Here is a 1,446-nt window from a genome sequence, read left to right as displayed (position 1 = left end):
CAGTCGGTGATCGAGGGCGTCCGATCCTCGATCGAGACCCTCGGCGGCCTGGATTCGCTGGTGAACGCGGCGGGCATCCTGCGTGCCTCGCACACCGATCAGACCCCGCTCGACCTGTGGGACCTGATCATCCGGGTGAACCTCACCGGCACCTTCCTCGTCGTCCGCGAGGCACTGCCGGCCCTGCTGGTCAACCCGCGCGCGACCGTGGTGAACTTCAGCTCGACGTCGGCGGCCTTCGCGCACCCGTACATGGCGGCCTACGCGGCGAGCAAGGGCGGCATCCAGTCCTTCACCCACGCCATCGCCCTTGAGTACGGCGGCAAGGGCTTGCGCGCGGTCTGTGTCGCGCCCGGCAGCATCAAGTCCGGAATCACCGAAGCCACTGGCGGATACGTGCCCTCCGACGCCAACTGGGCCCTGTTCGGAAAGCTGTCGCCCGTCCTGCCGACCGACCTCGAATCCGGCGGCGCGGGCATGGGTGACCCTGCCGCGGTCGCCGGCGTGATCGCGATGCTCGTCTCCGAGGACGGCGCCTTCATCACCGGTACCGAGATCCGCATCGACGGCGGTACCCACGCATGACCGACCTGAGCTACGAGGGCACGCTGCGCGAGATCACCACCGACGCGGGCGTCTTGCGGTACCACGAGGCGGGCGAAGGACCGCCGCTGTTGCTCCTGCACGGATCAGGGCCCGGTGTCACCGGATGGCGCAACTTCCGCGGTAACCTCGCCGTCTTCGCGCAACGATTCCGTTGTCTCGTCCTGGAATTCCCCGGTTTCGGGGTGAGCGACGACTTCGGCGGACATCCGATGATCACCGCGCTGGATGCGGTGGTTCGTTTCGTCGACGCGCTCGGCCTCGACAGCGTCGACATCATCGGCAACTCGATGGGTGGCGGCGTAGCGCTCAACTACGCCATCGCCCATCCCGAGCGGGTCGGCAAGCTGGTGACGATCGGCGGCATCGGCCGCAATCTTTTCAGCCCCGGCCCCGGCGAGGGCATCAAGCTGCTCCAGGAGTTCACCGAGGAACCGACCCGCGAGCGATTGATCCAGTGGCTGCATTCGATGGTCTACGACCCCGCGATGGTGACCGAGGAATTGATCGAGGAGCGCTGGGCCCAGGCCACCGATCCCGCGACGCTGGACAGCGCTCGCCGGATGTACAGCAAGGCCGCGTTCGCGATGATGATCAAGGCGATGGAGGCCTCCGACGCACCGCCGCCGTGGGCGATGCTGCACAAGGTGGCTGCCCCCACGCTGATCACCTGGGGCCGCGACGACCGGGTGAGCCCCCTCGATATGGCGCTGATCCCGATGCGTACCATCCCGCGCGCCGAACTGCACGTGTTCCCCCACTGTGGGCACTGGGCGATGATCGAACGCAAGGGCGAATTCGAGTCGGCCGTACTGGCTTTCCTCACCCGCGAGGACACCGCAC

The 1,446-nt window shown here is 67.4% G+C and carries 2 protein-coding genes; both read left to right on the top strand.

Going from position 1 to position 1,446, the window contains the following annotated elements:
* Positions 1 to 585: SDR family NAD(P)-dependent oxidoreductase (locus tag ACFWF3_RS35815; protein WP_379318590.1), on the top strand; the 585-nt coding region annotated here is incomplete at its 5' end.
* On the top strand, positions 582 to 1,446 hold an 865-nt coding region (locus tag ACFWF3_RS35810; protein WP_379318588.1), incomplete at its 3' end, for an alpha/beta fold hydrolase. The genes ACFWF3_RS35815 and ACFWF3_RS35810, both read left to right, overlap by 4 nt.

The sequence above is a fragment of the Nocardia sp. NPDC060220 genome (assembly GCF_042727815.1).
Classification (GTDB): domain Bacteria; phylum Actinomycetota; class Actinomycetes; order Mycobacteriales; family Mycobacteriaceae; genus Nocardia.
Note: the sequence above shows the minus strand (reverse complement) of the source record. Positions and strands in the feature narration are given on the sequence as shown.